This window comes from Haloarchaeobius sp. HME9146 (assembly GCF_025399835.1).
GTDB lineage: Archaea > Halobacteriota > Halobacteria > Halobacteriales > Natrialbaceae > Haloarchaeobius.
The window spans coordinates 2,548,316-2,573,735 of sequence record NZ_JAODVR010000001.1 but is presented as its reverse complement, the minus strand read 5'-3'; the positions used below and the strand labels follow the sequence as shown (position 1 = coordinate 2,573,735).

General features: G+C 66.8%; 23 protein-coding genes and 1 tRNA gene. 16 read left to right on the top strand and 8 right to left on the bottom strand.

Annotation, left to right across the window (positions count from 1 at the left end; all coding sequences use genetic code 11):
• Positions 1-29 precede the first annotated feature (29 nt).
• The gene (locus N6C22_RS13325) at positions 30-2,327 is read left to right on the top strand and encodes a BGTF surface domain-containing protein (protein ID WP_261651606.1); all 2,298 of its coding nucleotides are present in this window, start codon (positions 30-32) and stop codon (positions 2,325-2,327) included.
• 323 nt (positions 2,328-2,650) lie between these two features.
• Entirely contained in the window at positions 2,651-5,011 is a 2,361-nt protein-coding gene (locus N6C22_RS13320; RefSeq protein WP_261651605.1) for a BGTF surface domain-containing protein, read from the top strand.
• Between the two features lie 113 nt (positions 5,012-5,124).
• Here N6C22_RS13320 and dph5 read toward each other — a convergent pair whose 3' ends face one another.
• Positions 5,125-5,922: a diphthine synthase gene (gene dph5 / locus N6C22_RS13315; RefSeq protein ID WP_261651604.1), complete on the bottom strand. Its 798-nt coding sequence runs from the start codon at positions 5,920-5,922 to the stop codon at positions 5,125-5,127.
• A gap of 103 nt (positions 5,923-6,025) precedes the next feature.
• Here dph5 and N6C22_RS13310 point away from each other — a divergent pair, with 103 nt between their 5' ends.
• The 5 genes from N6C22_RS13310 (at position 6,026) to N6C22_RS13290 (ending at position 10,991) form a co-directional block, all read left to right on the top strand.
• Positions 6,026-7,009 (top strand): class I SAM-dependent methyltransferase family protein, encoded by a 984-nt coding sequence (locus tag N6C22_RS13310; RefSeq protein WP_261651603.1) that lies wholly within the window; start codon positions 6,026-6,028, stop codon positions 7,007-7,009.
• Positions 7,010-7,104: 95 nt separating this feature from the next.
• Positions 7,105-7,179: transfer RNA gene (locus tag N6C22_RS13305), tRNA-Thr, on the top strand.
• A 386-nt stretch (positions 7,180-7,565) separates the two neighbouring features.
• On the top strand, positions 7,566-8,609 hold the full coding sequence (locus tag N6C22_RS13300; protein WP_261651602.1) for a hypothetical protein: 1,044 nt from the start codon (positions 7,566-7,568) through the stop codon (positions 8,607-8,609).
• Between the two features lie 60 nt (positions 8,610-8,669).
• Positions 8,670-9,830, top strand: a complete 1,161-nt coding sequence (locus N6C22_RS13295; RefSeq protein WP_261651601.1) for a hypothetical protein — start codon at positions 8,670-8,672, stop codon at positions 9,828-9,830.
• Between the two features lie 312 nt (positions 9,831-10,142).
• Complete coding sequence (locus N6C22_RS13290; RefSeq protein WP_261651600.1) at positions 10,143-10,991, top strand: CBS domain-containing protein; 849 nt, start codon at positions 10,143-10,145, stop codon at positions 10,989-10,991.
• A gap of 35 nt (positions 10,992-11,026) precedes the next feature.
• On the opposite strand, the gene N6C22_RS13285 is transcribed toward N6C22_RS13290, so the two are convergent.
• Positions 11,027-11,452 carry a universal stress protein gene (locus N6C22_RS13285; RefSeq protein ID WP_261651598.1) on the bottom strand — a complete coding sequence of 142 codons (426 nt, stop codon included), beginning with the start codon at positions 11,450-11,452 and terminating at the stop codon, positions 11,027-11,029.
• Positions 11,453-11,533: 81 nt separating this feature from the next.
• On the opposite strand from N6C22_RS13285, the gene N6C22_RS13280 reads away from it, so the two are divergent.
• A complete protein-coding gene (locus tag N6C22_RS13280) occupies positions 11,534-12,067 on the top strand; it encodes a VIT1/CCC1 transporter family protein (protein ID WP_261651597.1) in 534 nt (177 codons plus the stop codon).
• A gap of 75 nt (positions 12,068-12,142) precedes the next feature.
• Here the strand turns inward: N6C22_RS13280 and N6C22_RS13275 are convergent, their stop codons facing one another.
• On the bottom strand, positions 12,143-12,427 hold the full coding sequence (locus N6C22_RS13275) for a hypothetical protein (RefSeq protein ID WP_261651596.1): 285 nt from the start codon (positions 12,425-12,427) through the stop codon (positions 12,143-12,145).
• 50 nt (positions 12,428-12,477) lie between these two features.
• Positions 12,478-13,209, bottom strand: a complete 732-nt coding sequence (gene udk / locus N6C22_RS13270; protein WP_261651595.1) for a uridine kinase — start codon at positions 13,207-13,209, stop codon at positions 12,478-12,480.
• A gap of 213 nt (positions 13,210-13,422) precedes the next feature.
• Between udk and N6C22_RS13265 the strand changes: the two genes are divergently transcribed.
• The 3 genes from N6C22_RS13265 to N6C22_RS13255 all read left to right on the top strand — a co-directional run bounded on the left by N6C22_RS13265 (position 13,423) and on the right by N6C22_RS13255 (position 16,555).
• Positions 13,423-14,790 (top strand): hypothetical protein, encoded by a 1,368-nt coding sequence (locus N6C22_RS13265; RefSeq protein WP_261651593.1) that lies wholly within the window; start codon positions 13,423-13,425, stop codon positions 14,788-14,790.
• A gap of 134 nt (positions 14,791-14,924) precedes the next feature.
• Positions 14,925-15,836 (top strand): hypothetical protein, encoded by a 912-nt coding sequence (locus N6C22_RS13260; RefSeq protein ID WP_261651592.1) that lies wholly within the window; start codon positions 14,925-14,927, stop codon positions 15,834-15,836.
• 80 nt (positions 15,837-15,916) lie between these two features.
• Positions 15,917-16,555: a DUF6663 family protein gene (locus N6C22_RS13255; protein WP_261651591.1), complete on the top strand. Its 639-nt coding sequence runs from the start codon at positions 15,917-15,919 to the stop codon at positions 16,553-16,555.
• Between the two features lie 12 nt (positions 16,556-16,567).
• On the opposite strand, the gene N6C22_RS13250 is transcribed toward N6C22_RS13255, so the two are convergent.
• Positions 16,568-17,545, bottom strand: coding sequence for a hypothetical protein (locus tag N6C22_RS13250; RefSeq protein WP_261651589.1), 978 nt, complete (start codon positions 17,543-17,545; stop codon positions 16,568-16,570).
• Between the two features lie 64 nt (positions 17,546-17,609).
• Positions 17,610-18,836, bottom strand: coding sequence for a PQQ-binding-like beta-propeller repeat protein (locus tag N6C22_RS13245; RefSeq protein WP_261651588.1), 1,227 nt, complete (start codon positions 18,834-18,836; stop codon positions 17,610-17,612).
• A 104-nt stretch (positions 18,837-18,940) separates the two neighbouring features.
• Between N6C22_RS13245 and N6C22_RS13240 the strand changes: the two genes are divergently transcribed.
• The 3 genes from N6C22_RS13240 to N6C22_RS13230 all read left to right on the top strand — a co-directional run bounded on the left by N6C22_RS13240 (position 18,941) and on the right by N6C22_RS13230 (position 22,538).
• The gene (locus tag N6C22_RS13240; RefSeq protein WP_261651587.1) at positions 18,941-20,338 is read left to right on the top strand and encodes a hypothetical protein; all 1,398 of its coding nucleotides are present in this window, start codon (positions 18,941-18,943) and stop codon (positions 20,336-20,338) included.
• 90 nt (positions 20,339-20,428) lie between these two features.
• Positions 20,429-21,511: a fe2+ transport protein gene (locus N6C22_RS13235; RefSeq protein WP_261651586.1), complete on the top strand. Its 1,083-nt coding sequence runs from the start codon at positions 20,429-20,431 to the stop codon at positions 21,509-21,511.
• 37 nt (positions 21,512-21,548) lie between these two features.
• A complete protein-coding gene (locus N6C22_RS13230) occupies positions 21,549-22,538 on the top strand; it encodes a hypothetical protein (protein ID WP_261651585.1) in 990 nt (329 codons plus the stop codon).
• A 38-nt stretch (positions 22,539-22,576) separates the two neighbouring features.
• Here N6C22_RS13230 and N6C22_RS13225 read toward each other — a convergent pair whose 3' ends face one another.
• A complete protein-coding gene (locus N6C22_RS13225) occupies positions 22,577-22,756 on the bottom strand; it encodes a hypothetical protein (RefSeq protein ID WP_261651584.1) in 180 nt (59 codons plus the stop codon).
• 193 nt (positions 22,757-22,949) lie between these two features.
• On the opposite strand from N6C22_RS13225, the gene N6C22_RS13220 reads away from it, so the two are divergent.
• The gene (locus N6C22_RS13220; protein WP_261651583.1) at positions 22,950-23,078 is read left to right on the top strand and encodes a hypothetical protein; all 129 of its coding nucleotides are present in this window, start codon (positions 22,950-22,952) and stop codon (positions 23,076-23,078) included.
• A gap of 129 nt (positions 23,079-23,207) precedes the next feature.
• Positions 23,208-24,647, top strand: coding sequence for an FAD-binding oxidoreductase (locus N6C22_RS13215; RefSeq protein ID WP_261651582.1), 1,440 nt, complete (start codon positions 23,208-23,210; stop codon positions 24,645-24,647).
• A 67-nt stretch (positions 24,648-24,714) separates the two neighbouring features.
• On the opposite strand, the gene fer is transcribed toward N6C22_RS13215, so the two are convergent.
• Positions 24,715-25,362 (bottom strand): ferredoxin Fer, encoded by a 648-nt coding sequence (gene fer / locus N6C22_RS13210; RefSeq protein ID WP_261651581.1) that lies wholly within the window; start codon positions 25,360-25,362, stop codon positions 24,715-24,717.
• Positions 25,363-25,420: the final 58 nt, after the last annotated feature.

Sequence of the window (25,420 nt, the reverse complement as noted above, 5' to 3'; positions counted from 1 at the left end):
GCCGCCGAAACGAACCTACAATACAACCTATGACAGGAAACAAAGACAAGGCACGCAGCATCCTGCTGGCGGCGCTGATGATTACGTCCGTATTCGCGGGCGCCATCGCGTTCTCCGGCAGTGCGGCTGCAAGTCCTCTCAATGATGGCGACCGCTACTGGGCGGGCCAGACCATTGAGGACACCAACAACATCTACGGAGCGAACGAAACAATCGAACTGCAGACTGATGACGGTACGTTCGTGAGTGAGGTTCTCACGGACTCCAATGGTAATTTCACCATTGACACGACGGACCTGACGACCGGTGACTACGTCCTTACCGACAACAACGGGACCACCCGGAACTTCAGTGTCTCCGAGCAGAGCTTCTCTGTCTCGGCTGCCTCCAGCACCGTCAAGGCTGGTAGCAACCTCGACTTCACCGTCGAGTCCAACCGTGCGAACTACAACTACAACGTTACTTCCCCGGACCTGGATGACTCTGAGGTTGAGGACATCTTCGGTACCAACCCGCAGTCCGGCTCCACGAGCAAGACGCTCACCGGTAACTTCACCGGCGTTGCAGCGGGCAACTACACGTTCAACTTCGAGGTCGTCGACACCGGCGAGACGGCTTCCGTTGACGTGACCGTCGAGGAGCCTGCCGCAGGTAACGTTCAGGTCGTCGACACGATCGTCACCGAAGAGCTCGGTGACGTTGCAGCTATCGAACTCGACGTGACCGGCACCTCCAACGGTGCTGTCACCATCGGTAGCGACGACGCTGGCTACGAAGCAAACCTCACTGTCGAGGACGTTAACGGCGACGGTACGGTTACCCTCCTCGTCAACACGTACGCGATGGGTAACTTCACCGGCGACGGTGCTTCCACCTTCAGCGCAGAGGGCAAGGACACTGCCTCGGTTGTCGGTCAGCAGAGCCAGCTGGGCTCGCTCATCGACACCGGCGACTACGAAATCACGTCGCGCGCTGGCACCAGCCCGTCTGACGACTCCCAGGACGTTGCGACGCTGAGCATCCGCTCGCGCAGCACCAACGGCCTGGACGTCTGGACCGCGCCTGCAGACGCTAGCGTCTCCTCGGCTTCCGACGTCCAGTCGGGAGTCGCTGACGGCGTCATCACGCAGGACAGCTCCATCGCAGCTGGCGACATCCTCGTCCACGAGCTCGACGCTGAGGGCCTCGAGGGCGCAGTTGCTGTCGCAAACGGTTCCTCCCTCACTGACCGGTTCTTCAACGTCAGTGACGTGTCCGTGGAGGTCGAGCAGACCAACCCGGCACAGAACCGCCAGCCGAAGATGATCGAACTCGGCGCTGACAACACGACGGTCATCGCCGATGCCGACAACAACACGTACTACCTCGTTACCTCGACGGACGGCCTCATGGCCGAGCGCTCGGGTAGCTGGGTCTCCGTCGCCGCTGGCGACGAGTACGACGCAACGGTCACCGTTCTCAAGAGCGGTAACCTCGCCTCCTCTGACGAGGCCGTCTCCGCGAGCTTCGACATCGACAGCCGCTCGGTGTCCCTCGACACCAACGCGAACGACGAGGTCGCTGTGAGCTCCGACACGAACCAGACGCTCTCCGGTACGAGCACGCTCGCAGCTGGCTCGGACCTCAACATCCGTATCAACAGTGCTGACGCCGACAACCCGTTCCTGAAGACCGGCACCGCGAAGGTGCAGGCTGACGGTACGTGGTCGACTAACGTCGACTTCAGTGACGTCCCGGCAGGCACGAACTTCACGGTCTCCGTCCGTGACACTGACCGTCCCGGTGGCTCGGCAGAAGCCGATACCGCTGACGGCCAGGTCACTGGCGCTGCTTCCCTGAGCATCGCGTCCCTCGACGCGCCGAGCTCGGTCGAGCAGGGCGAGACTGTCACCGTCACCGCGGAGATCTCGAACTCCGGTGGCGCATCCGGCACGGCGACCGTCGAATTCCGCTTCGACGGTGACACCGTGGCCTCCGAAGAGGTCACCGTCGCTGCTGGCGCAACCGAGTCCGTTGAGTTCAGCCTCCCGGCTGACGTCGAACCCGGCACGTACACGCACGGCGTGTACGTCGGTGACATGAGCTCCACCGCGGAACTCGAGGTCACTGCCCCGGCAACGGACACCGCAACCGCAACGGCGACGGCAACCGCGACCGCGACGGCAACCCCGACCGCGACCGCGACGGCCACCGCCACCCCGACGGCAACTGACGCACCCGACACCACGGCTGAGCCTGACAGTGACGGCCAGCCCGGCTTCGGCATCGGCGTCGCGCTCGTCGCGCTCGTCGCTGCGGCACTGCTCGCAGTCCGCCGCCAGAACTAAACGCTAACTAACCGGACTTCGTCCGGTCCTTGACTTCGCTTTCTTTCGGACGCTACGAGACACAGTGGCTACGCCGGGTCCCGTGCTGATTCTCTCCCGCCTGGCATCGTACAGCTGCGTTTACTCGTTGGTCCGCTCCCCGGCCGAGGCATCGGGATGGTTGTCGAGGACTACCAAACTAAATATCAGATTTTAGTTACCACAAGGAGTTTATCATACACGTCCGATAGTTTTCGCTGTGCCCCTACCCATGGTGGCAGCGCCGAGTAGGCCCTCCAGCTGACGTGCACGAAAGGAGTTGCCGCCGCCCTACTCCACCAAGTATGACAGGAAACATAGACAAGGTTCGCAGCATCCTGCTGGCGACGCTGCTGGTCACGTCCGTCTTCGCGGGCGTCGTCGCGTTCTCCGGCAGTGCTGTGGCCGCCGATGACCTTGAGGACGGCCAGCGATACTGGGCCGGCCAGGTCCTCGTCAACGATACGGTCTTCGCATCGTCGGACACCGTCGAGTTGCATCGCCAGACGGACAACGGCTGGAAATTCGAGACCCAGATCGTGACGGACGCGGACGGAAGCATCTCCGTCGACACGTCGGGACTCCAGACCGACACCTACCGCGTCGTCGCGGTCGGGGACTACTCGAAGAACATCACGTTCGAGATATCGAACCAGACGTACAGCGCGGAATCTGACGCGGTGACCGTCGAGAACGACGGTGATGCCGCCCAGACGTCGTTCACCCTCGACTCGAACCGTGTCGGCTACGACTACAGGGTCTCTGCGTCCGGGCTCACCGCGTTGCAGGTCCAGAGCGTCCTCGGAGGCACGGGGACGCTCGTCGACACGGACGACGATTCCGAGAACGACGCCGTGAAGTTCACCAACGGTAGCACCGAGAACGTGCTCGCGGCGGACTTCGACGGTATCGACCCCGGGAACTACACGTTCACGTTCACCGTCGTGGACACCGGCGACACGGCCTCCGTGGACGTGAGCGTCGGCCAGGCCGCCGCGGGGAACGTGCAGGTCGTCGACACCGTCATCATCGAACAGCGCGGTGACGTGGCAGCAGTCGAGCTCGACGTCGTCGGAACGAGCCAGGGAATCGTGCAGGTCGGCAGCCCGGACGCGGGCTACACGGCCAACGTCAGCGTCACCGACGGTGACGACGACGGCACCGTGACGCTCCTCGTGAACACGTACGCGATGGGGAACGCCACTGGCCACGGCGATGCGGCCTACAGCGCGCTGGACAGCGAGGACTCGGCTTCCATCGTCGCCGGGGAGAACCAGACCCAGCTCCCGTCGCTCATCGACACCGGCGATTACACCATCACCTCACACGCCGGGACCGACCCGGCCGGCAACGCCCAGGACGTCGGGACGCTCACCATCCGACAGCGCGATACGAACGCCCTGAACGTCTGGACCGCGCCGCAGGGGACCACCCTGCAGTCGGCGTCGGACGTCCAGGACGCAGTCACCGAGGGCACGCTGACCCGTGACGACACCATCGCCTCGGGTGACGTGCTGGTCCACGAGCTCGACGCCGAGGGCCTCGATGGTGCCATCGCGGTCCAGAACGGCGGCTCCGTCACCGAGCGGTTCTTCGCCCTCACCGGTGGCGAACTGTCCCTGACGGTCACGCAGACGAACCCGGACAAGAACCGCATGCGCAAGCAGATCGACCTCGGTCCGGACAACACGACGGTCGTCGCCGACGGGGCGAACGACACGTACTACCTCGTCACGCCCACGGAGAGCCTCGAGGCGAACCGGTCGGGCAACTGGGTCGCGACCGAGGCCGGTGACCGCTTCGAGGCCAACGTCACGGTCCTCGAAAGCGGGACCCTGGCGTCCGCGGACCAGTCGGTCACCGCGGAGTTCGAGCTCGCGAACCGCGAGGTCAGCTTCGATACCGACGCGAACCGCGAACTCAGCGTGGTCTCCACTGCGAACCAGACCATCTCCGGGACGAGCACGCTCGCCCCCGGGTCCACGGTTCAGGTCCGCGTGAACAGCGACGACCCGCTCGAGCCGTTCCTGGAAACTGGGAAGGCGACCGTCGGCCCCAACGGGACGTGGTCCCTGGACCTCGACTTCAGCGACGTGCCCGCGGGCACCAACTTCACCGCGACCGCGCACAACTCCGCGACGCAACTCGACAGCGTCGAGGGCCAGACCGTCGGCGTCGCCGACATCGGCGTCTCGTCGTTCGACGCACCGAGCACGGTCACACAGGGTGAGAACCTCACCGTCGCCGCGACCGTCTCGAACACCGGTGGCACCGAAGGCACCGCGACCGTCGAGTTCCGCTTCGACGGTGACGTGGTCGAATCCAACCAGGTGACGGTCGCGGCCGGCGACAGGCAGACCGTCGAGTTCGAGGTGACCGCGGATGCCGAGCCCGGCACCTACACGCACGGCGTGTACGTCGGTGACTCGAACGCGACCGCCGAGATGGAGATTATCGAACCGGATACGACGACTACGACGACGCCACCGACCACGACGACGCAGCCGCCCACCACCACGACCACGCCGCCGACCACGACGCAGCCGCCCACCACCACGACGGCCGAGCCGGACTCGCCCCAGAGCGGACAGCCCGGCTTCGGCATCGGCGTCGCGCTGGTCGCGCTCGTCGCTGCGGCACTGCTCGCGGTCCGCCGCCAGAACTGACTGCTAACTACCGGACCTCGTCTGGTTCCTGACTTCGCTTTCTTTCGGACGCTGCATCCCACAGCCACAGCTCTCTGGGGCGAAGCTGAGGAGAGAGCGAGAGAAGTACTACTTCAGACGTCGAGCAGGTCCTCGGGTGCACCCGCAAGGTCGCGCAACGCGTCGGCTTCGATGAGGTGCAGGTCGCCGGGAATCACGAGGAGGTGGAGCGGGTCGCCGAACTCGCGGTCGGCCAGCGCGGAGAGGCTGTCCGCGGCGACGAGTGGCTCGGGGCTGCCGGCGCGGGCGACGACCACGCCGAGGGTGTCGGGGTAGTACTCGGCGAGGAGGTTCGCGGCGTAGTCGGCGGTCATGTACTCCTCGTGGTCGGGGTCGTCGCCGTCGGGGCCGCGGCCGACCTTGATGTCGAGGTAGACCACGGTGTGCAGGCCCTGCTCGCGGTTGGCGTCGATGGTCCGGCGGACGCTCTCGGGCACGTCGTCGCCGCCGTGGGCGTACTCGAAGGGGAGCGTGGTCGCCTTCCCGAAGCGGTAGTTCTGCAGGCCGGTGAGCGAGCTGGTGGCGGTCTGGGCGGTCGTTCCGTGGATGATCCGGGTGTCGATGCCGCGCTCCTGGGCGCGCAGCCGGAGGTCGACGTGGGTCGTGGATATCATCGTGTCCCCGGCGGTCAGGAACGCCACGTCCTCCGACTCGGCGGCATCGAGGATGTCGTCGGGGTGCTGTTCGACGCCCGGGCGGTCTCGAACCTCGATGTCGATATCGTGGTAGGCTTCGAGGTCTTCGACCTCCGCGCCGATGAGCTTGCTCGTGTAGAACTCCGCGAAGGCACGGTTGGCGGCCTGGAGCCGCTCGGCTCCCTCGACGGTGATGGAACGCTCGTCGTACAGGCCGAGGCCGATGAAGGTGAGCATACCGTCCGTAGCGCCATCACGGGCTATAACGTTTCGACCTCGCGCGCGAGGAGAGTCGGGCCGAAGCGTCAGCGTTAGGACGCCTGCACGGTTCGCACACGATATGAACGTCCCCTGCGTGCGAGTGGAGCGATCCGCCGGCGAGGAGACGCGCCAGGCACTCGCCGAGGCGGGCCTCCTCTCGGAGGAGTACGAGATATCGGCGGGCGACGACTGGGTGTACATTCCGGTGGTGGACCGGGAGTCGGTCCCGCCGGAGTACGACGTCGTCGACCACGACACCTCGACTCGGCGGACGCCGACGACCCCTGCGGACATCCTCGGTTTCGACCCGAGTCTCGAACGGCTCGGCGACATCGCCATCATCGACGAGGACGACCCCGAGCGAGCGATGGAGATCGCAGACGCAATCGTCGCGTCGGACCTTCCGCTCTCGACGGTGGTGAACCGCGCCTCCGAGATCAAGGGCGAGCTGCGGGTGCGAGACTGGGACGTGCTCGTCGGCGACGACACGGAGACCGTCCACCGCGAGTACGGCTGTGGCTTCGCGCTGGACATCGCCGACGTGTACTTCTCCCCCCGGCTGGCCACCGAGCGCCACCGCGTCGTCGAGCAGGTCCAGCCCGGCGAGCACGTCTTCGACATGTTCGCGGGCGTCGGCCCGTTTGCCATCCCGGCCGCCAAGCGCGGGGCCGATGTGGTCGCGGTCGACCTGAACGAGCGCGCCGTCGAGTACCTGCGCGAGAACGCCGAGCGAAACGGCGTCACGGACCGCGTCACTGCGGTCCACGGGGACGTGCGCGACGTGGCTGCGGACTACGAGGGCTGGGCCGACCGCGTCCTGATGAACCTCCCCCACAGCGCGAACGAGTTCGTCGACACCGCGGTCGCGCTCGCCGGCGACGACTGCGTCCTCCACTTCTACGACATCCAGCACGAGGACGACCGCTTCGGGCCGGGCGAGCGCGCCATCCGCGAGGCCGCAGAGCCCGAGTACGAGGTCACCGTCGAGACCCGCCAGACCGTCCGGTCGTATGCGCCACACGAGGACAACGTCTGTCTGGACGTTCGCCTGACGCGGGCCTGATTGTCGAACCGATTCGCAACCCTTATTGGTATCATCGCAGTACGTGAAGATGCGTTCGAGCGCCGGAGGACGGTGCCGGACGAGTGTACGCCCGCGCCGGTGTAGCTCAGACTGGCTAGAGCGATTCCTTCGTAAGGAATAGGTCGAGGGTTCAAATCCCTCCACCGGCTCTTTCTGTCGAACGAAGTGAGACTGAAGAGCCTCGCGAGGGATTTGAATCACCGAGCGACTGCAAGGAGCGAGTGAGGTTCACACTCCCTCCACCGGCTTACTTTTCCCGCGAACTATCCCGCCGAGCAACTCGTGTGCTCGGCACTCGTGAGCGGGTGAATCACTGACTGGAGGGCTCTGAATCTATTCCAGATACCTGTCTCGCGACGCCTGCAGGTCGGCTGTGCCCCATCTAGTCGGCGAAACGATTTATTAGCGGCCGACCAGTTGGTCGAGATAGATGAAACGGAGACGCGCGCTTTCACTGTTGGGTGGGTCTCTTTTCTCGGTCTCGGGGTGTCTTCGGCTGTCCGAGGGGAGTGGCGCAGGAACAGCAGGAGGGTCGATGACGACAGGGTCACAGACGGCAGTCTCGTCGGCGACGGCGACCGAGCAGGAACAGACGACGGACCAGCCCGACGAGCCGGAGTTCCCGATGGGACTCTCGGAGAATGGCGCGACGCAGCTGCTGTACTCGGCTCACGTACAGGCGCTCCTTCAGACGAGTTTTCACGTGGAGTGGTCGAAGCTGGACCTCACGAACTCGGAGCTCCGGTGGCAGAAGGAGTACCAGGCGGACGTTGGCCAGGCGCTCGGGTCGTGGACGCGGCAGAACGGCGGGCCGGTTCGCATCTTCCGGCAGGGGTCGGAAGCCTACTGGCGGGAGGAACTCGGGGACAGGACGACGTACGGGAAGGACAACGAGGGATTCCAGATCGGGAAGGTCGCCTGGAGCGTCGAGATACAGAAACTCCTGGAGGCGTTCTCGTGGGGCGCGCCTGAACTCGTCTCGGAGTCTCCCGCGGTCTGGCAGATCGAGGCGACTGGCATCGAGACCCCTTCGGCCGTCCCGGGACACATGGAGGGGGAGGTTTTGGACCTGACCGCTGGGGCCATGACGGTCACGGCAGGCGGTGTGATACGCACGAGCGAGGCGACGTACAAGGTCCGCCGGCTTGACGGGCAGGAGTTGCGGGTCAGCAGTCAGTACACCGTCGACTCCCTCGGCGAGGTGACCGTCGACGCGCCGTCGTGGCTGCCGACGGCACGGGAGAACGCGCCGACCATCGAAGCGTCGCTGACCGACGACAGGCGGTTCGTCCGGTTCGAGGTGGTCGCGGGCAACCGGCTCGAACCCGGTTCGCGCATCACCGTCTTCGCGGACGACCAACAGACGAAGACGGTCGTGCCGCTAGAGCAGGCGCTCGAACCAGGGGTCGTCGCCTATCTCTACAGGGACGGGGAGATGGCAACCGGGGTCGCTCGGGGGCGAATCGAACGCGGGAGTGTCCCGAGCGACGTGTCCCCGGCCCCGTTCGAGAAGTCCTACAACGTCACGGCGTTCCGGACGACGAACAACTACTGCGAGCGCGTCCCCGTCTCTGAGTGACCGGCGGTTCATTCTGACGGCGGAATGACTTTTGTACGATGGGGAGAACTACTCGACACGATGAAACGCAGAGGTGTGATCTCCCTGCTCGGCGGCTCTCTATTTTCGGTCTCTGGCTGTCTTCGGCTGAGCGAAGGCGGTGGGACGGGAACCGGACAGCAGACCGCCACGGACGGGGCGACGACAACGGCGACAGGAAGCGAGACGGCGACCGAGATGCAAGCGGAGTCCACGACGGCCGACTCAGCGCAGGCGGCCTATCCGATGGGGCTCTCCGAGGACGGCGCGACACCACTGCTGTTCTCCGGGCACGTCCGGACCCTCCTGCAATCGAGTTTCCGGGCGGCGTGGACCAAGTTCGACGTCACGAACACCGAGGTCATGTGGCAAAAGGAGTACGACGTGGACAGCGGGTCGGCCCTCGGTCGGTGGACCCGGCGCGGGGGCAGCGGTGAGGTGACCATCTACCGCGACGGCTCCGAGGCGTTCTGGCGCGAGGACATGGACGACCGGGTGACCTACGGCGAGGACGCCGAGGGCTTCGACATCGCCAACGTCACCTGGGCGGTCGAGGTGAAGGCGCTCCTCGAGGTGTTCTCGTGGGGCGCGCCCGAACTCGTCGCCGACTCGCCGGCTGTGTGGCGGGTAGCGGCGACCGGCTTCGAGGAGGGTGCGACCTCGCCCGGGCACCTCGACGGGGAGCTCCTCGGACTCGATTCGGCCTGGCTGGAGGTCACCAAGGACGGCGTGATACGGGCGCTGGAGGCGACCTACCAGGCGAGCGAGCCGACCGGCGACGAACTGCGCGTCACGAGCGAGTACACCGTGGAGGGGGTCGGCGAGACCTCCGTCCCGGACCCGTCTTGGCTGGCGGACGCGAGGGAGAACGCGCCGGTCGTCTCCGCGTCGTTGACCGACGACAGGCGCTTCTGCCGGCTGGAGATCGAGTCCGGGAACCGCATCGAGGGGGCGTCGCGTCTCAAGCTCACGAACGTGGACACACACGACCGGACCGTCGTCCCGCTCGAACGCCCTGTCGAGCCGGGCACGCCGGTCTACATCTACAAGGACCGCGAGGAGTTCGACGGCTTCTACATGGGCGGCATCTCGCGCGGCAGTGTGCCGGAAAACGCCTCCCCCGAACCGTTCGACGGGTCGTACGAGTTCTCCGCGGTCCGGAAGACGACGACGTACAACCAGAACCGCGTCCAGCTATCGTAACGGCTCGGCTGGCACAGGCTCTCTAGTGGGTCGTCAAAAGAATGTGGGCTTGGGCGCGTGACGGGCACGTCTGGCGTCGAGGCGGGTGCGACCGGTGTTGCCCCAGCGGATGACGGCAGCCCGTGGGCGGGGGCTGCCTGTTGCACGGATTCCTGACAGGATGTCGCTGGTGGGTCGACCCGCCTCTGTTCGAACGTTTCGAGTCAGCCATCATCGTTGGTTGCCATGAGTGTTAATGGGTGGCCTGGCCGGGCTGAATCCGGTGATTCTCCAGTCGGCAGAACTATCATCGAGCCGAGAGTAAGCCCGCGTATGCGTATCAAGACCCTGGTCAGGGACGTGATGCAACAGACCGTCGAGTCCATCTCGACGGAGGCGACCGTGCGGGCATGTGCGGCGCGACTCAGGGACGCTGCCGTTGGTTCGCTGGTGGTGACGAGCGGGGGTGACCCGGTTGGCATCGTCACGAAGAGCGACGTGGTGGCCCTCGTCGCGTCGGGCACGGACACCACGACGAAGACCGCGGCGGAGATCATGTCGTCGCCGGTGGTCACGGTCCCCGCATCGCGGTCGGTCGAACACGCCGCGGACCTGCTTCGTGAGGAAGCCATCGACCAGCTGGTCGTCACGGAGGGCGAAGCGCTCGTGGGCGTGCTCTCCGTGACGGAGCTTTCGTACTACCTGCCGCGCTTCCAGTACGAACCGGTCGTCGAGGTGGAGGAGGACTGGTCGACGAGCTACGAGGACCGGGACGACCAGGGCCTGAGCGTCGGCGACGTGGTGCGGTTCTCCCAGATTCTGACCGAGACCGAGGTCGAGGAGTTCGCCGCGCTGAGTGGCGATACGAACCCCCTGCATCTGGACGACGAGTACGCGGCCGGGACCCGCTTCGGTGGTCGAATCGTCCACGGCGCGCTCGCCTCGAGCGTCATCAGTGCGGCCCTCGCGCGCCTGCCCGGGCTCGTCATCTACCTGAGTCAGAACCTGACGTTCCGCGGGCCGGTCGAGCTCGGGGACCGCGTGACCGCGGTGTGTGAGGTCATCGACCGGGTCGGCGAGGACCGCTATCGCCTCCGGACGGACGTGTTCGACACCGACGAGGAGCTGGTCATCACGGGTGAGGCGGTCGTCCTCGTGGATGACGCCCCGGGCACGGACTGAGTGCACCGGCCGCGACCGGACGCGGCACCCGGGCCTCAACGGACGACCGTCACGGGGACCGGCGAGCGTCTGAGCACCGTCTCCGCGACGCTCCCCAGGAACACTCGCGAGAGACCGGACCGGCCGTGACTGCCCATGACGATCGCGTCCACGTCGTCGGCCTCGACGTATCGCAGTATCTCGCGCGCCGGGTTCCCGGTTTCGAGCGCGGTGGTCACCTCGATACCCCGGTCTGCTGCGAGCCCACGGGCCGTGGCACACAGCTCCTCACCGTGTTCCCTGGCGGCCTGGACGTACGAGCGACCCTCACTGGGACCTTTCGCTTCGGCGACGTACACCGCCTCGACGGGGTCGACCACGTGGAGGACCGTGATGGCCGCGTCGGGGTAGCGGTCGAGCGCGTATTCGAGCGCACGGTCTGCCAACGGCGACCCGTCGATGGCGACGAGAACGGATTCCATGCTCGAACAGAGGTGCGCATCTGCGATAGCAGAGTCGCCAGCCGCTGCAGCTTATGGTCACCGCAGGAGTAGTAGCCGAGGATGCTTCGGGAACTGCTGGGGGACGAGGTCGAAGATTCGGGCCAGTACATCGCTGAGGTCATCTACGGGGCCAACGACGGCATCGTGACGACGTTCGCAGTCGTCTCTGGCGTCGCAGGCGCTGCCCTCGACCCCGGTATCGTTCTCATCCTCGGGATGGCGAACCTGTTCGCCGACGGGTTCTCGATGGGCATGAGCAACTTCCTGAGTCGGCGCTCGGAACTCGACTACGCGGAGGCATCCGGGACGGAGCACGTCGAGGACGGGAAGACCCCCGGCCGGACCGCGCTGACGACGTTCCTCGCGTTCGTCGTCGCCGGGTGGACGCCACTGCTTCCCTACATCCTCGACACAGGGCTGCTGTTCGAACTCTCCATCCTCGTGACGGCGGTGGCGTTCTTCGCCGTCGGGGCGAGTCGGAGCCTGGTCACCGACCGGACCTGGCTGGTCAACGGCACTGAGATGCTGGTGGTCGGGATGCTCGCCGCGTCGGTCGCGTACGGTGTCGGGAACCTGCTCGCTGGGCTGGCGTGACGAGACGCGGAATCGCGAGCGACTGTCGTCGCGACGCTGGATGGGAATCGGAGAAATCAGGACGGCTCCGTGGGGTCAGTCTTCGGTGACGTACCGGAACGCACTGATCATCAGCACGATGACGGCGGCGGTGAGTGCCAGGACGAACAGGGACAGTATCATCCCGAAGATCGCCTGACTGAACCCGCCTCGCATCCACGTGAACATGTCGTTCGCGATGTCGAGCAGGAGCAGCATGACCAGGAAGATCACTTCGACGAGGGCGAAGGGCTTGAGCCACGAATTGCGGGCGAGGAAGCCGTCTTCGACCTCCTCGGGCCGCCGAAGTTCCGAGGCGCCAGCTTCGTTTCCAGTGCTCATGTGAACAATGTACGGCCCCCCACGCGTATAAAAATTGCCTGTTTCTCCCGTCAACGCGTCGACCGGGAATCGGCGTCCTCGACCGGCTGTTCCGTCGGTTCGACGGTGGTACGGTCCTCGTGAACTGCCCGCTCCCACGACCGACGGTCCTCGGGGTCGCCGGCAGCCGTATCGGTCTCGGCTTCGACCTTCTCGGTCAGCAGGTCGACGGCCATCTGGTTCGCGCCCTCGGGGATGATGACGTCCGCATTCTTCTTGGTGGGCTCGACGAACTGCTCGTGCATCGGTTTGACCGTCGAGAGGTACTGGTCGATGACGCCGGCGAGTTCGCGCTCGCGCTCGATGACGTCGCGCCGGATGCGCCGGAGGATGCGCACGTCGGCGTCGGTCTCGACGTACACCCGAAGGTCACACATGTCGGTGATGGCGTCGTCGTAGAGCGCGAAGATGCCCTCGACGACGATGACGGTGGATGGCTCGACGGTCACCGTCTCCTCCTTGCGGTTGTGGACCGAGAAATCGTACTGGGGCATCTCGATGGGTTGGCCCATCAACAGCGAGTCGAGCTGTTCGATGAGCAGCTCCCACTCGAACGCGTCGGGATGGTCGTAGTTGAGCGCCTCGCGCTCGGCCATCTCGAGGTCGGAGTTGTCCTGGTAGTAGTTGTCGAGTGGAATCCGTGTCACGGCCTCGCCCACCGTGTCGGCGACTTCGCGGGCGACAGTCGTCTTGCCTGCCCCCGTCCCGCCCGCGATGCCGATTACGAACGTCGGGATGGTCATCGTCGAAACAACGGTGGAACAGGTTTTCAAAGAACCGATTCCGTCGGAGTGGCGCTGAGGCACCGGTTACTCCCTGGGCGTAAGTGTCGGGTAGTCTATATTATATCCGATGCTGGCCTAGACGCACTCGACCCTGAAACAGGCCCGCGAGACGTGTAGTCAACTCGATACGATGGCGGCGTGGGGGCGCGGGGAGACTGGGACGACGATACCATGAGAAGACAGCATCTGACACGGCGACGACTGCTCCGGCTGGTGGGTGGTGGCCTCGCAGTCGGCACACTGGGTGGCATCGGCCAGGCGGCCCCTGTCGCCCACGACGGCGGAGCACCGGGGAGCAACCTCATCGCGGGGCTCGAATCACCTGACGAGGAAGACAGCGGGGAGTTCCGGTTGCTCGTCGCCTGGGAGGAGCAGTTCAACGGGCGCGTCGTCGACGCCTATCCGGCCGACCGGACAGGAAAGCAGGCCCCCCTGTGGTCCCGCGCACAGTACCGTGACCGGTTCCCGATGTTCTCTGCACGAACCCTTGACACCGCCTTCCGCGAGCAGTTCCTCGATATCGACGCGCTCTACGGTGCCAGCGGGAACCAGCCCCTGATGGACCTGACGGGCATCCAGCCCGGAGACGAGGGACAGCTGGACCTCTTCGTCCAGCCGGTCGGGAGAGACGGCATCGTCGGCGTGACCGGCAGGCTCCACTCGAACGGCGCGCAACAGCCCCAGGCGACGGCCGGGAACGAAACGGGGGAACCCCTCCCCACGGCGACGCCGGCAGCGACCACGGCGATGGCCGACGCCATCACCGCGAAACTGGTCCAGACCGGCCACACCGGCGTCGGCGAGATGACGACCGTCGTCCTCGCCGAGGGCACGCTCCGCGAGGTGCTTGCCGCGGTCGGGGACCGACCGGTTCCCCTCGATGGCGACCTCTCGACGGACACGCTGGACTGCACCAACGACGCCTCGGTCCCACACGTCCGGCTCACCTGGCGACTGCCCGAGACCGCCTCGGTGGCGGCCGACGATGGGGCGCGCTTCGACCTCCGGTTCACGGCCGTCCCCTGCCCCACCTCGACCAGACCGGCGCTCTCGGTGACGACGCGCTCGTACATGATGAGCTCGAACCGGCTGGTCTACATCGTCCGCGTCCGGAACGACGGGCCCGCGACGGCACGGAACGTCCGGGTCGTCCCGAAACGCGAGGTCGGACCGACGAGCCAGCGGACCACCATCGCCGGCTACGGGAACTGCCTGCTCGACCCCTACGACTGGCTCGACGTGGAGGCGATCCGCGTCCGGAAAGGGCCCACGACGTCGATGCTCAACGACTTCTCGAAGGGCGACGCCGGCGGCGGCCTGACCTACGACCAGACGTACGACCCCCGGACGGGTATCTGGCACCTCGGGACCGTCGAACCGAAGCAGACCTGGGAACTGCTGGTGACCCTGAACACCAGCCCCTGTGCGGCGGGCCAGACCTTCCGCAACACCGTCGAGGTCCGCACCGACGACTGGTGGACGAACCGGCTCCACGACCCCGCGGCATGGACCGCGACCACCGAAACGGCGCTCGACTGAGCCGCGACCCGTCCTTTCGGGCCGGCGTCTCGCGGTATCGTGTTAGCTCCTCGTATCGTCACGGTGAGGGGCATGGCCCTCTGCTAAGAGTGAGTACAGCGTATGTCAGCATGTCCTGGGGAGAGGGGACGATCATGACCACGTACCAACGACGGCGACGGCAGGTACTCGGGCTCCTCGGTGCCGGCATCGGCATCGGGGTGGCGAGCGGTTCTGCCAGCGCCAGCGCACAACCGGGGGAGGACAGTCGCGCACTGACGATGCACGCTACGGAGCCATCGCTTCGAATGGCCTGGCAGGCGACCTACAACGGGGTCGGCGTCGACGCCCACCCCGGCAGCGTCGAGCACGGCCAGCAGGGGGACATCCTGACCCGCGAGGAGATCGACGCGGCGACGCCGGGACTCGGCGCGACCGCGGTCGAGACGTGTTTCGAGGCACAGTTCGCACCCGCGAGCGAGGCGTTCGGCTGTGGGGGTGCCGGCCCGGTCGTCGACCTGACCGACGCCGCGCCCGGCGACGAGGGGTCGGTGGCGTTCGACCTGTTGCTCACCGGCGAGCCCGGACTGGCGGTCATGCGGGGCCGACCGTGCGGGCAGTCGACGCTCGATGCCGAGCGCGATGTCGTGTCGGTCCCCTTCGACATCTCGGTCGTCCCGCTCCAGACCGACTTCGGCATCGCGCGCCCGCCGCCCGGCCAGTTCCCGCTGTCTGGGCGGGGTGACCCCGACGGAGCCGAGACGACGCCGATGCTCGACGCTGCCCTGGCAGCGGTGGTTCACACCGGGGCGCTCGACGCCGCCGACCCGACCGAGACCGTCCTGGTCGAGGGCACGCTCGGGGAGGTCCTGACCGCCGTCGCCGCTGGCTCAGTCCTCGTCGGCGGCGACCCGGCCGTGGACGGGTCGTGCATGGCAGCCGAGAGCGTCCAGACCGTCCGCTTCGACTGGTCGATTCCCGACTCGGCGACGGTCGACGCCGACGAGGACTCGCCGACTGCAGTGGCACTGGGGTTCGAGGCGGTGCCCTGCGACGCCGAGGAGTGACCGGTCGCCAGCACCGACCTCTGCATCTTCGCCGCGGTCGAACGCGACGCTTACCCGTCGTGACACACAACGAACCGCGTATGTCCACCACACGCGGCCGGTTCCGGGTACTCGCCAATCCGCGGGACGAGGGCGTCTGGACCTTCGTCTCGCTGCCCGACGACCCGACCGAGCCGACCGAGGAGGCGTACGAACTGGTCGACGTAGCCCACACCGGGCACGGCGACCTCGACGAGACCGTCTCGGGGCTCCGCCCCGGCTACGTCGTCGAGGCCGAGCTCTCGTGGGCCACCGAGGACCCCACCGTGGAATCGCTCGCCGTCGAGAAGCGGACGCTCTACGCCAGTGCTGACGGCGTGACGAACCTGTTCGAGGCCGCCCAGGACGCCTGGGAGAACGCCAGGGCACAGGGCGAGGCGATGGCCTCGCAGGTCACCCGCGACACCGACGGCGCGGTCAACGGCGTACTCTACGTGTTCGGCGAGACACAGGGGGCGGGCGACCTGTACGACGAGTTCGTCTCGGGTCGGCGGCCAATCGAGCCCCTCGTGGCGCGGGTGAACGAGAACGAGGAACCGGGCGACCGAGAGGTGTTCGTCCTGCGGCCTGCCGGCGGCGAGTTCGTCGTCATCTACATCGCGCTGGCGAAGGACGGACTGCTCGCGGATACCGTCAGGGACACCTACGACCTGCCGCGGCCAGACGAACCGCTGGCCTGAGCAGCGCTGCGTTCAATCACTCGTCGATTCGCTCGTCGCCGCGAGTGCGTCGGGTGCGATTCGAAGCCTCGTCCAGTAACCGTTCCCGCGATACCTGACGAGGTAGTCCCCGTTCAGCCTGTCGTCGGGCGTCTCGTCGAGCGCGCGGACCTGTTCGCGGCCGCGGAACTCGGCTGTGAGTTCACGGAACACCGACGGTAGCTCGTCGTCCGGCTCCACGACGTACGCGTCCTCTTCGATTGCCGTCTCCACGATGTCGCGCTGGTCCGCCGGCAGCTCACCGAGTTCGAACGCGAACCGGTCCCGGAGCTTGCGGGCGTACGCGTCCATCGTTGCGACGTGTTCGGCGCTGTAGCGATACGTGTGGATGGTGGCTTCATCCACGCGGTCGACCACCACTTCGGCCTCGTTGCCGTTCTCCCAGACGATGTAGGAGTACTCGGGGTCGGGGACCAGGACCGATTCCTCGCGCTCGGCGTCCGTATAGAGGAACCCGGTCCCGACACCGACGGTCTCGCCGTCCGCCAGCCCGTACCGACGGAACACCTCGCGGTCCACCGCCGGGAGGTCCGAGAACTGGACCGACTCGTCCTCGGTCACCGCCCCCTGGACGACGTCGATCTTCACGGAGTACCGGGTTGCGGGTGTCTTGTCGACGATTTCGTGGGAGAGGACGTACACGTCGCCATCGAACAGGACGTGTCGGTCTACTGGGAGTGGCGGTCGTATGGCTCGCGTCTGTGCGCCCCCGTCGAGTATCCGCTCGAACAACTGGGCATCTTCGTTGGAGCCTCCCGCCGATTCTATCCGGGGAAGGGCTCGCCGGACCAGCTGGAACTCGTCCAGCGGAGTCATCGTGAGGTCGGCCGTCGGCATCTTTGCCGGGTCGACGGTCAGGGAACCCGAGCTCCCGCCGGGAAGTTCGCTACAGCCGGCCAGTGTCGCGGGAACGAGCGCGGCAGTCGCTGTGAGGAGGGGTCGTCGTCGCATACTCGAACGTGTCAGCAATATTTTAAACCGTTTGTGGTGCGCTCCACCCCATGCCCGGGATGGCTTACGACTCGTACTCTAGCCGCTGCACCCGCCCGTCGGTGTAGATGACGTATATCTCCTCGCTCCCGTCCCCGTCTGTATCCGACAGCACCGGGTGTGCGAGTACGTCCACGTCGCGCTCGTGGCTCGCCAGCACCTCACCCGTCCCGGGCGAGATGACCGAGACGGTGCCGTCGTTGCTCGCGACCACGAGTTCGTCCTCGCCATCGCCGTCCACGTCGCCGAGCACCGGCGGCGGCATCATCTGGACCGCCTTCGTGGTGACGGCGCTCTCCCAGCGGACCGACCCGTCCTGGCCGTCGAGGGCGACCGTCGAGCCGTCGCCGGCGGTGGCGAAGACGGTCGGGACGCCCTCGACCGTGCCGACCGCCTCGACCGCCGAGAGGAGTTTCGTGTCGTGTTGCCACTCGTACTCGCCGGTTCGGCCGTCGAAGGCCGCCACGGAGCCCTCTTGCGTGCCCACGACGAGTTCGACCGCCGGGTCCGAGTCGAGCTGCCCGGTCGTCATCCAGGTGACCGCGTAGCCCGCCTTCGTCTCCCACTCGGCCGAGCCGTCGGTACCGTAGGCGGCGATGAGACCGTCACGGCCCGCGATGGCGACCTCGGTCTGGCCGTCGCCGTCGAGGTCGGCGACGGCGGGCGTCGCCCAGACGTAGGTCGAGCGATTCACGGACCACACCGGCTCGCCAGCCTGCGAGAGCGCCTGGACGTAGCCGCGCACGTCGGCGACGAGTGTCTCCGTGGCAGGCCCACCGGTGACGTTCGCAACGATGGGCTTCGAGTAGCCGTAGGCCGTGAGTGGGTAGCGGTCCTCGACCTCGCCGGTGTGGGAGTCGAAAGCCACCACCTCGCGCTCGGTCGTCGTCGCGAGCACCGACCGGGAGCCGTCACCGTCGTGGTCGGCGACGCTCGGGTCCGCGACCGAGTGGGTCGTGCAGTTCGCGCGGGGGACCTCGTAGCGCCACTGCTCCGTGCCGGAGGTCGCATCGAGCGCGACCAGCGCGCAGTCCCCGAACTCCTTCGTCGAACTGACCGGGGCGAACACGAGCGGTTCACCGTCGACGACCGCGACGGCCGGTTCGTGGTGGTTGCTGCCCCCCTCGACCGCGGTGTCGCTCGTCCACGCGACCGTGAGTTCGCCGCCCTGGCCGTCGGAGAGACCGACGTAGGCGACGCCGACCAGTCCGGCGACGATGACGAGCAGGGCGACGAGCGTCCGGGGGCGCATCGCGTGGTGCTTGGAGAGTCGGAGGAAAAACGTTGCCCGTCCCCGCGCGAGTTTCGACGGCTGAACCAACGGTTCTTTGACGGGGGCGAGACGAGTCGCTGCCAATGAGTCGGCTCTCGCGCCTGCTGACGGTCGTGTTGCTCGGTTCGGTGGCACTGGCCACCCCCGCCAGCGCCCACGGGAACACGTCGGCGGCACCTCCCATTCCTGCCTGGTTGCTGTTCCTCAGCGCCGGTGGCGCGGTCGCCGTGACGGCGGTCGTCGTGTCCCGGATGGACGCAGTACCGACCGCGGTCGACGACGTGCTGGTCAGTGTGCCCGCCCGTGCGGGCGAGGCGGTCCGGTGGGTGGCACGCACCGTCTTCCTCGTGGGATTCCTCGCGGCCATCTACACCGGGCTGACCGGCCCACAGACCCCGAAGGAGTTCGCGACGGTGTTCGTCTGGCCCGTCTGGTTCAAGGGGCTGCTCGTGGTCTCCGCCGTGGTCGGGAGCCCGTGGCGCTCGCTCTCGCCCTGGGAGACGCTGTACGACCTGCTCGCACGACTGGAGGGTGAGGACCCCTCGCTCTTGGCGTATCCCGCGGGGCTCGGCACCTGGCCCGCGGCCTTCGGCTTCCTCGTGCTCATCGGCTTTGCCGAGAACCTGAGCGCGGTTCCCACGAGCCCGCGGCTGACCGCGGTGACCATCGCCCTGTACGCGACCGTGATGCTCGTCGGCGGGGTCGTCTGGGGGCGGGACTGGTTCGCCAACGCGGACCCGCTGGCGGCGTTCTACCGCCTCGTGGGGCGGGTCGCTCCGCTCTCGATTCGGCGTGGCGAGGGGGCGTCCGGAGCCGATGAAGCCGACGGAGCCGACACCGGCGACTTCCAAATCGTCCAGACCTCGCCCTGGAAAGCCTGCAGCGAGGCACTCCCGGACCGGGGTGCGGCTGCACTCGCCGTGGCCGCGGTCTACACCGTCAGCTTCGACGGGCTCGAGGCGACCCCCGAGTACCAGGGGCTCAATGTCTGGGCTGCGGAGACGGTCGGACTCGGCGTGTACGCGAGCCTCCTGCTCTACGTCGTGGGCTTCTTCGCCTTCCTTGGCGTCTTCTGGCTCGTGGTTCGCCTCGCGGCCGCTCTGGGCGAGGGTGACGTCCGCCGGGCGACCCTGGCGTTCGGCGCGACCCTGCTCCCCATCGCGGTCGGCTACGACCTCGCGCACAACTACCCCTACGTCCTCCGGAGCCTGCTCGCGTTCGTCGAGGTGACGACCCAGCAGCCGGTCGTGGCGACGCCGCTGGCCATCGTCCCGCCGCAGGCCATCTGGGGGACCGAGGTGTTGCTCGTCGTCGTCGGGCACGTCGCGGCCGTCCTCGCGGCCCACACCGTCTCGCTCCGGGTGTTCGGGTCGCTCGACCTGGCCCGGCGCGGTCACGCTCCCGTGGTGGTCCTCATGCTCGGGTACACCGTGCTCTCGCTGTGGGTGTTCTCCCGGCCGGTCGTGTCGACGGTCGGCTGAACCGGAAGATATCGCCCGTCTCCACGCGTCTCACGTCGGTTCGACGCCCGAACCACAACGGTTTTTTACAGCATGTCACTAGACGACACCATGCGACGACGCCGCCTTCTCCGCGCCCTCCCCGCGGCCGCCCTCCCCGCAGTGGCCGGCTGTCTCGGTGACGGTAGCGACGGAACCGTCACATCCCCGCCCGAACCGACCAGCCAATCGACCCCGCCGACCACGTCCAAACCTGACGGTCCCACGGGCGTGTACGTCCAGTCCTACCGCGAGGGGATGGCCATGTTCGGCCCCGTGACGAACGGCGACTTCACCTTCGGGCTCATGCTCGCGGTCCCGCACGACTTCTGGACCGTCACCGGCACCGAGCGCGAAGCCAAGAAGAAGACCGACGAGCACGCGGTCCACCTGATGGCGCAGGTGTGGCACGAGGAGAGCGGGCAGGTCCTCGCGGACACCAGCCTCTCCGTCGAGATTCTGCAGGACGGCGAGCTGGTCAGCGAGGAGGTCATCTACCCGATGCTGTCCCAGCGCATGGGCTTTCACTACGGCGGCAACTTCACGCTCGCGGGCGACGGCAGCTACACGGCGAAGCTCTCGGTGGCGGGCCTCCAGATCGGGCGCATGGGGTCGTTCGCGGACAAGTTCGCCGAGCCCACGACCGCCGAGGTCGACTTCGAGTTCACGAAGCAGGTCCGGGACAAGCTCACCATCCAGGAACTCGACGCGGCCGGCGACAAGGGAGCCATCCGCCCGATGCAGATGGGTGACATGCCCGTCGGGCTCGCGCCGAAGCCGGATGCGCTCCCCGGGACGACCATCGGGACCGAGCGCGTCGACGACGCCGACCTCGTCGCGAAGTACGTCGAGGGCGGCCGGTTCGCGGGGTCGGGGGAGTCCTACCTGTACGTCTCCGCGCGGACCCCCTACAACGACCTGCTGTTGCCGATGATGGGCCTCGACGCGCTCGTGCGTGACGGCCAGACCAAGTTCGACGGCCAGCTCTCCCGGGCCGTCGACCCCGACCTCAGTTACCACTACGGGGCGACGGTGCCGTCGCTCCAGTCGGGCGACGAGGTCGAGATAGAGGTGGTCGTTCCCCCGCAGGTCGCCCGCCACGAGGGGTACGAGCGAGCGTTCCTCCAGATGGACGGCGCGACCTACGTCATCTAGCGACAGGCCTTTTTTCGTCCGGTCCAGACGTGGTATCATGCGCCGCCCCCTCCCCCTCCTCGTCGGCGTCCTCGTGGTCGCCGCGGCGGTCGTCGTGGTGACACCGGCCGCGGCCCACGGGAACCACCTGAGCGTGGATGCGCAGGTCTCCAGCGACGGCACCATCGTCGTCGAATCGATGTTCATGACCAACCCTGGCCACCTCGTCGTCCACCAGAACCAGGGTGGCGAGATCGGCCCGCCGCTTGGCAACGCGCACGTCCAGCAGGGCTTTCACACCGACTTCGCGGTCGACATCGGCGACCAGTACTGGGCCGACCAGAACGGCACGCGCTCGTATTGGCTGGTCCTGCACCGCGACGACGGTGACGGCGAGTTCGAACCCGGCACCGACACGCCGATCCAGGGTATCGCCGGGAACTACGCCGGCCAGCAGGTCACCGTCGGGAAGAGTACCGACGGCGCGGTCAGGGTCGTCACCGGCGGGTTCACCACCCAGCGCGTCGACGCCGGTGCCGTGACCGTCCACCGGGTCGACCTCGACCGCCCGGGCTACGTCGTCCTCCGGAACGTCACCGACGACGGAAGCACCGGCGAGATAGTCGGGACGAAGGCACTCGACGCCGGCTCGCACGGGAACGTGAGCGTCCCGCTGTCGGAGTCCTTCTTCGGTTCGCTCTCGGTGAACAAGTCCACGGAACTCGAAGCCGTGTTGTACGCCGGTGACGGCGACGGGAGTTTCGCTGCGGACTCGGACGACCCCATCACGGTCGGCGACGAGACCGTCAGCTCGCGGTTCGACATCCGCAAGGTCGAGAACGCGCAGGCGACCACACAGCCGCTCATCAACACGCCGGAACCGACGACGACGACGGGTGCAGCCACCGGGACGGACTCCGCGACCGTTCCCGGGACCCAATCCGGGAGCGAGTCCGGAGACCAGCAGAGCGCAGTGCCGGGCTTCACCGGGGCCACCGGAGTACTCGCGCTCGTCGCTGGTCTCGCGCTCTTGCTCCGCCGGGCGTAAGGTGAGTGGGGCCCGCCGGGCCCTGCCTGCTCGGGCGGTCAGACTTCCTGCGACGTAGAGAACAGCCGGTCACGAACCGCAGCTTCGTCCAGGTCGTCGACGTCTGTGAGACAGCCGACCGAACAGAATCGCTCGATAGCGTCGGTGTCTGGGACTCGCCGTTCGTACCGGACGTCCGCTGTCTCGATGTCGTCGCCGCAGTTCGTACAGTGGTGCATCGGTCTTCGGGGATATGATACACACCGATGCTAATAAAACCATCTGCCATTCGGGCCGAACTCATCTCGCGCTGGTGACCGGTGATGGGCCCTGGAGTGACTGTTGCCCGGAACCATGATAATAATACTCATTAATATTGTCTGATTCCAGTAATAGGAAGGTTTACTTACCTTCTCCGACTCCAACTCGATAATGGCTGTCCGGAACCCACCAAGTGAACCAGTGTTCGACTGCCCCGCCTGCGCGGGCAGTGTCAGTACCGTCGACAACTACCTGAAGTGCGAATCCTGCGGCTACGCGCCCCGCCACGCCGCGGACTGATCGCGCCGTCGGGCCGCCTACTTTTAGCCGCCTGCTTTTGTCGCCCGCCGTCTTCGAGACTGCTTTCTGTCCTTTCCAGAGACGAGATAAGGGCAGACCCTGATTCACCGTCCCCTCGTACCGACTAGTATGCCCGTCCAACGACGCACACCCGAACCCGACACGGAGCCGACCGTCTCCCTCCGGGAACCCCTGGAGTCGCTCCGGGCGACGTTCCGCGGGACGGTGCTGACCCCCGACGACGAGGGATACGAGGAGGCGCGCCAGGTGTGGAACGGGATGATAGACAGACACCCTGCGGTCATCGCCCGGTGCTCGGGCGTCGCCGACGTGGTGCAGGCCGTGACCTTCGCCCGCGACCAGGGGCTGTCACTGGCGGTCCGTGGCGGCGGCCACAACGTCGCCGGCACCGCCGTCTGTGACGATGGGCTGGTCGTCGACCTCTCGGAGATGAACGGCGTCCACGTCGACCGCGAGGCGATGACGGTCCGTGCCGAAGGGGGCGCGACCCTCGGCGACGTCGACCGGGAGACCCAGCTGTTCGGGCTGGCGACGCCCCTCGGCGTCGTCAGCAAGACGGGGATCGCCGGCCTGACGCTCAACGGCGGGGTCGGCCACCTGCGCCGGAAGTACGGCCTCGCGTGTGACAACCTCCGCTCGGTCGAACTCGTCACCGCCGCCGGCGAGGTGGTGACTGCCAGCGCGGACGAGCACTCGGACCTCTTCTGGGCGATCCAGGGCGGTGGCGGCAACTTCGGCGTCGTCACCTCGTTCGAGTACACGCTCTACGAGGTCGGTCCAGAAGTGTTCGGCATGTTCGTCGTCCACGACAGGGAGCACGTAGCCGAGGCGCTCCGGCTGACCCGCGAGTTCGCCGCCGACGCACCTCGGGAGGCGAGCGTTCTGCCCATCCTCGGGTTCGTCCCCGAGATGGAGGAGTTCCCGGCCGAGCGGTGGGGCGACCCGATGGTCGCGATTCTCGGATGCCACCTCGGCCCGACCGAGGCGGGCGAGGCGACGCTCGCACCGTTCCGCGAACTCGGGACGCCCATCGGTGACTTCAGCGGTCCGATGCCCTTTACCGACCTGCAGTGTCTGCTCGACGAGGAGTTCCCCGACGGGCTCAACTACTACTGGAAAGCGACGTACCTCACCGACCTCGACGACGACCTCGTCGACGTACTGGTCCGGCGCTGGGAGGCGTGTCCGTCGAAACTCTCGACGGTGGACGTGTGGCAACTCGGTGGGGCCATCGCGGACCGGCCGCAGGACGCGAGCGCGTTCTGGCACCGCGACAAGCCGTACATGCTCACCTTCGAGGCGAACTGGGAGGACCCGGCCGACACCGACGCGAACGTCGCGTGGGTGCGCGAGAGCATCGACGAGGTCCGGGAACTGCCCGGCGTCGTCGGCGGCTACGGGAACTTCCCCGGGTTCCACGAGGACCCGTCGCAGGCGCTCTTCGGTGAGAATATCGACAAGCTGGTCGCGGTCAAGACGAAGTACGACCCGGAGAACCTGTTCCGGCTGAACCAGAACGTCGAGCCGCGCGTGAGCGAGGAGGCCTGAGTACGGATCCAGGTGGCCTGTGGACGAGATTGGGTCGTGCAGGCTGCAGCCGGTCGTCCAGGCAGCCCTAGTTCGGCCGCGGCGGCAACCAGAGGTCCTCCAGCTCGGGCAGGTGTTTGACGTTGCAGACCACCTTCATCGTCTCGGTGGTCGGGGTACCGATACAGGAGAGCACGATACCTTTCTCGGACAGCTCGGGCGGGATGACGTGGTCGACGAACACCTCCATCTCGCCCTCGACCACGGCGACGGCACAGTTCGCACACGCACCACCGCGACAGGAGAAGGGCCACGACTGCCCGGCGTCCTCGGCGGCTTCGAGGAGGGAGTCGTCTCCCGTGACGACGAAGCGACCGTGGTCTGCCTCGCCGAGGCCGGCACGTCGAGCCTTCTCGAACAGGTCGTCGTCGTCCAGCGACCAGCCGTAGTCGTCGAGCACCTGGTACTCGAGGTACTCGACCTCGGTCTGGAACTCCTCGGGTTCGGCCGGCTCGGGCTCGGGCCGCGGCCGGGGGCGTGGGCCACCGCGGCGCTCCCCCCACTGGTCGACGTCGTCCTCCGAGATCGTCTCGTAGGCCGCTTTCACCCGCTGGAACTCCCGCTTCGAGCCGCCCTGGTCGGGGTGCGTCTCCTTCGCTCGGCGGCGGTACGCCTGACGTACCGTGTCCTCGTCGGCGTCCGGGCTCACACCGAGAATCTCGAACGGAGACTCCACAGCATCAGTAACGACAACAGCCTCTTAAATCGCTCTCACTCGGAACGCCTTGCAGGAT

What these genes read in the sequence shown, in the direction of transcription:
- N6C22_RS13325 (WP_261651606.1), top strand. Translation starts at nt 30, where the DNA reads ATGACAGGAAACAAAGACAAGGCACGCAGCATCCTGCTGGCGGCGCTG.
- N6C22_RS13320 (WP_261651605.1), top strand. Translation starts at nt 2,651, where the DNA reads ATGACAGGAAACATAGACAAGGTTCGCAGCATCCTGCTGGCGACGCTG.
- dph5 (WP_261651604.1), bottom strand. Translation starts at nt 5,922, where the DNA reads ATGCTCACCTTCATCGGCCTCGGCCTGTACGACGAGCGTTCCATCACC.
- N6C22_RS13310 (WP_261651603.1), top strand. Translation starts at nt 6,026, where the DNA reads ATGAACGTCCCCTGCGTGCGAGTGGAGCGATCCGCCGGCGAGGAGACG.
- N6C22_RS13300 (WP_261651602.1), top strand. Translation starts at nt 7,566, where the DNA reads ATGACGACAGGGTCACAGACGGCAGTCTCGTCGGCGACGGCGACCGAG.
- N6C22_RS13295 (WP_261651601.1), top strand. Translation starts at nt 8,670, where the DNA reads ATGAAACGCAGAGGTGTGATCTCCCTGCTCGGCGGCTCTCTATTTTCG.
- N6C22_RS13290 (WP_261651600.1), top strand. Translation starts at nt 10,143, where the DNA reads ATGCGTATCAAGACCCTGGTCAGGGACGTGATGCAACAGACCGTCGAG.
- N6C22_RS13285 (WP_261651598.1), bottom strand. Translation starts at nt 11,452, where the DNA reads ATGGAATCCGTTCTCGTCGCCATCGACGGGTCGCCGTTGGCAGACCGT.
- N6C22_RS13280 (WP_261651597.1), top strand. Translation starts at nt 11,534, where the DNA reads ATGCTTCGGGAACTGCTGGGGGACGAGGTCGAAGATTCGGGCCAGTAC.
- N6C22_RS13275 (WP_261651596.1), bottom strand. Translation starts at nt 12,427, where the DNA reads ATGAGCACTGGAAACGAAGCTGGCGCCTCGGAACTTCGGCGGCCCGAG.
- udk (WP_261651595.1), bottom strand. Translation starts at nt 13,209, where the DNA reads ATGACCATCCCGACGTTCGTAATCGGCATCGCGGGCGGGACGGGGGCA.
- N6C22_RS13265 (WP_261651593.1), top strand. Translation starts at nt 13,423, where the DNA reads ATGAGAAGACAGCATCTGACACGGCGACGACTGCTCCGGCTGGTGGGT.
- N6C22_RS13260 (WP_261651592.1), top strand. Translation starts at nt 14,925, where the DNA reads ATGACCACGTACCAACGACGGCGACGGCAGGTACTCGGGCTCCTCGGT.
- N6C22_RS13255 (WP_261651591.1), top strand. Translation starts at nt 15,917, where the DNA reads ATGTCCACCACACGCGGCCGGTTCCGGGTACTCGCCAATCCGCGGGAC.
- N6C22_RS13250 (WP_261651589.1), bottom strand. Translation starts at nt 17,545, where the DNA reads ATGCGACGACGACCCCTCCTCACAGCGACTGCCGCGCTCGTTCCCGCG.
- N6C22_RS13245 (WP_261651588.1), bottom strand. Translation starts at nt 18,836, where the DNA reads ATGCGCCCCCGGACGCTCGTCGCCCTGCTCGTCATCGTCGCCGGACTG.
- N6C22_RS13240 (WP_261651587.1), top strand. Translation starts at nt 18,941, where the DNA reads ATGAGTCGGCTCTCGCGCCTGCTGACGGTCGTGTTGCTCGGTTCGGTG.
- N6C22_RS13235 (WP_261651586.1), top strand. Translation starts at nt 20,429, where the DNA reads ATGCGACGACGCCGCCTTCTCCGCGCCCTCCCCGCGGCCGCCCTCCCC.
- N6C22_RS13230 (WP_261651585.1), top strand. Translation starts at nt 21,549, where the DNA reads ATGCGCCGCCCCCTCCCCCTCCTCGTCGGCGTCCTCGTGGTCGCCGCG.
- N6C22_RS13225 (WP_261651584.1), bottom strand. Translation starts at nt 22,756, where the DNA reads ATGCACCACTGTACGAACTGCGGCGACGACATCGAGACAGCGGACGTC.
- N6C22_RS13220 (WP_261651583.1), top strand. Translation starts at nt 22,950, where the DNA reads ATGGCTGTCCGGAACCCACCAAGTGAACCAGTGTTCGACTGCCCCGCC.
- N6C22_RS13215 (WP_261651582.1), top strand. Translation starts at nt 23,208, where the DNA reads ATGCCCGTCCAACGACGCACACCCGAACCCGACACGGAGCCGACCGTC.